This window comes from Candidatus Pelagibacter sp. HIMB1517 (assembly GCF_052047895.1).
GTDB lineage: Bacteria > Pseudomonadota > Alphaproteobacteria > Pelagibacterales > Pelagibacteraceae > HIMB114.
This window is the reverse complement of the sequence record NZ_JBNAIW010000022.1, coordinates 1-3,669: the sequence shown is the minus strand read 5'-3', so window position 1 is coordinate 3,669 and position 3,669 is coordinate 1. Positions and strand designations below refer to the sequence as shown.

The 3,669-nt window shown below is 21.2% G+C and carries 3 protein-coding genes and 1 pseudogene; all 4 read left to right on the top strand.

What is annotated here, in order from left to right; genetic code table 11:
* Nucleotides 1-171: 171 nt before the first annotated feature.
* Nucleotides 172-1,158, top strand: coding sequence for a glycosyltransferase (locus tag ACTTAT_RS06915; protein ID WP_440680320.1), 987 nt, complete (start codon nucleotides 172-174; stop codon nucleotides 1,156-1,158).
* Nucleotides 1,159-1,161: 3 nt separating this feature from the next.
* Nucleotides 1,162-1,914: a glycosyltransferase family 2 protein gene (locus ACTTAT_RS06910; protein WP_440680319.1), complete on the top strand. Its 753-nt coding sequence runs from the start codon at nucleotides 1,162-1,164 to the stop codon at nucleotides 1,912-1,914.
* Nucleotides 1,915-2,291: 377 nt separating this feature from the next.
* Complete coding sequence (locus ACTTAT_RS06905; RefSeq protein WP_440680317.1) at nucleotides 2,292-3,239, top strand: O-antigen ligase family protein; 948 nt, start codon at nucleotides 2,292-2,294, stop codon at nucleotides 3,237-3,239.
* Nucleotides 3,233-3,669, top strand: a pseudogene (locus tag ACTTAT_RS06900) (hypothetical protein); the annotation flags it as partial. The gene ACTTAT_RS06905 and the pseudogene ACTTAT_RS06900, both read left to right, overlap by 7 nt.

Sequence of the window (3,669 nt, the reverse complement as noted above, 5' to 3'; positions counted from 1 at the left end):
AATTAGTACTATATTTTTATTAATTAAATTAATTACTTTAATAATTGTGTTACCGATTGAATATCCAAAGACTAGATTTGCTGCAATTAAACAAAAAATAAATAATGTGCTATTAAAAAGTAATATTTTTTTCATATTTTATAATTTCTTTGTTATAAGATTTTTGTGACTTTGAAAACTTTAAAAATATTTACTAGAAAGCCAAGAGATAATTTAAACTTTAGCGTTGAAAGAATTGTAAAAGTTTTTGTTAAAGAGTATCAAAAAATAGATCAAAATAAAAAAGTTATTGAAATACAAGCTTTGTTTGTCAGCAGCGGCATATTTAAAAGAATTATTATTATTTTATCAAGTTTATTTAGAGGTGGAGATATTAATTTAATTTTTGGGGACATAAACTTTATTTCATTAGTATTAAATAAGAGAAAAACTTTCACTGTAATATTAGATTTATATTTATTGGAAAAATTTACTGGTATGAAATATTTTTTTTATAAACTATTTTGGATTACCATTCCAATTTATAGAAGTAGAAAAATTATATTAATATCAAAAGCTATATTTCAAGAATTAACAAAATTATACCCAGATTTTAGTCAAAAATTTGAATATATTTCATGCCCTTTGCCAATATTAAAAAAAAATTTTTCGATCAAAAAAAAAAGAAAATTCACTATTCTTTTTTTAGGAACCTCAGAAAACAAAAATTTAAAAAATGCAATTTTAGCTATCAAAGGTCTGAATGTGAAAATAATTATTGTCGGTCTTATAGAAAAAAAATATATGAATTTGTTAAAAAAATTTAATATAAATTTCGAAAATTTCATAAATATTAAAGATGATCAAATTTCTGAATTATATTCATTATCAGATCTTCTATTATTTATTTCAACCTACGAAGGTTTTGGCCTGCCTATAATCGAAGCAAATTATTTAAGTATACCCGTTATAACAAGCAATAAAAGCCCAATGCGTGAGGTAGCAAATAATTCAGCGGTTCTTGTTAACCCTTACAATATTAATCAAATTAAAAATAAAATATTAATGATTATGAGAAATAAAAAATTACGTAATGAATTGATATTTAAAGGAAGAATTAATTCAAGAAAATACTTTTCTGAAAATATATTTAAAAAATATAAAAAAATTTTTAATTAGTTAATGGTAAAATTTTCAATAATCACCTGCTGTTTAAATAGTCAAGAAACGATTGTAAAGTGCATAGATAGTGTAAAAAAACAAAATTTTAAGGATTATGAACATATAATTGTGGATGGAGGCTCTACAGATAAGACTTTATCAAAGATAAAGAAAAATAAATATTCTAGATTAAAATTATTTGTACATAAAAAAAAAGGTATATATCAAGCATTTAATTTTGGTTTAAAAAAATCCTCTGGCAATATAGTGCATTTTTTAAACTCGGATGATTTCTATTCTTCAAATAATATTTTAAAAAAAGTATATCTAATCTTTTTAAATGAAAATAAATTAGATATCGGTTTTTTTGGTGTAGAATTTTTAAGGCATGGAATGTTAGGCTTGAGAAGAAAATATGATTCAGTTGGTTTTAGAAAATATTATTTATATTTTGGCATTATGCCTCCACATACCGGAGCATTCATTAAAAAAAAAATTTTTAGTAAAATCGGTTATTTTGATTTAAGCTACAAAATAGCATCGGATTTTGATTTAATATTAAAAATTTTTAAAAATAAAAGTATCAATTACCGTTTTTTTAAAAAGGTTGTGGTAAAAATGAAACCTGGCGGAGCAAGTAATAAATATTTTTTTAGTTTTTTTCATAATAGTGTAGAAATAAAAAAAATTTTGAATAAAAGAGGTTATATCAGTAATTATTTTTTAATTTTTTTAAGAGGTTTTTATAAATTGATACAATATTTCAAATTTTAGTAACAATGAAACTTGCGCAAAATAAAATCGAATATCTTCTATATTTTTTCCCTTTATTGCTAATAACCGGACCATTATTGCCAGAAATTGCAAATATTTTTATTATTTTTTTTTTTATTTTAAAATATAAAAAAATTAAACATTTTTTTAATTTAAATTATTTTGTATTATTTTTTTTAATATTCTGCTTTTATTTTTTTTTAAGATCTTTATTTTCCATGGATATTATAACCTCTCTAAAAAGTTCATCTTTTTATTTTAGATATATTTTTTTCACTTGTGCCTTTGTTTATTTTTCCAGAAAAAATAATCAATTTATTAAAATATTTTATTATTTCCTTATTTCGACTTTATTATTAGTTTCGTTTTTTGGACTTGTGGAGTTTATATTTGATTTAAAATTTTTATCACAAGACCAAGCAGGTGCAAATATGTCAAAAATTAGTGGATTATTTGGTGATGAATATGTCATGGGTAGTTATATAGCTAGGTTAACCCCAGTAACTATTGCTTTGTTTTTTTTTTTAAGAACTAAGCAGCTCGTAAGTTCAAATCATCAATACTTATTTTTTTTATTTTATATTTCAGTTTTTATAAGCGGAGAAAGAACATCTTTTGTTATGATAAATTTAACTCTTTTTTTATACATTATTTTTGTTGGTATTAATTTTAAAGATATATTTAAAATGTTTCTAATTATATTTTTTTTAATTTTAACACTCGTAATTTATAAGCCTGAAATTTTTCATAGAATGGTCACATTTACTCTAGTAAATATTTTCCCAAACCTTGAAAAGGAATATAGAGATATTACTAATTATAAAGGAGCTCAAAATCTTAAATCTTTTAAAAAATTAGATTTAAATTTTATAAAAAAAATAGATTTTTCAGATGCAAAAATATTTAGTTCTGAACATCAAAAACATTACAAAATTGCCATAAATATTTTTAAAGATAATTTGTTTTTTGGCAGCGGTCCAAAAATGTTCAGATACAAATGTGCAGAAGATAAATATTATTTGGGATATAGATCCTGCACTACACATCCACATAATATTTTCCTAACTTTTCTGTCGGAGTTGGGTATCTTTGGATTTATATTTATATTACTTTTCTTTTTTTATTTAATTTTTAAGCTAATTTTAAATTTAAAGATATTTAAAAAAAATAAACTATTAAATCATGAAGCGTTGTTAATAATATCAACATTGGTATCAATTTTTCCATTATTGCCAGCAGGAAATTTTTTTAATAATTGGTTGTCATATTTATTTTATATTAATATTGGTATTTATTTTGGATTACTAAAAGACAAAAAATGTTAGATTTTTTCTTAATATTAATTTTCTTAAATATTCCTATACTTTTCAAAATAAATTCTTTTGCTAGATTTTTGGGTGTATATGATATTCCTGATAATATAAGGAAAAAACATGTTGGCAAGATACCTCTAATAGGAGGGCATATTTTTTTATATAATATTATCTTATTTTTCATTTTTAGTTTTTTTTTGGACTTTAATTTTGAAAGTCAAAAATTTTTAGATAACTCTGTAGAAATAAAAACTATATTTTTAATTGGGTCTATCTCATTTTTTTTAATAGGTTTTTACGACGATAAAATCAATATATCTGCTAATTTGAGGTTATTTTTATATATAGTTTTAATCCTCATCATTATTACATTAGATAATAATTTATTAATAAAATTTTTAAAATTTAAATTTTTAGATAAAGATATTACGCTTAATAATAC

Bases quoted from the DNA above. Each gene is read 5' to 3' on its own strand.
- ACTTAT_RS06910 (WP_440680319.1), top strand. From the start codon at position 1,162: ATGGTAAAATTTTCAATAATCACCTGCTGTTTAAATAGTCAAGAAACG.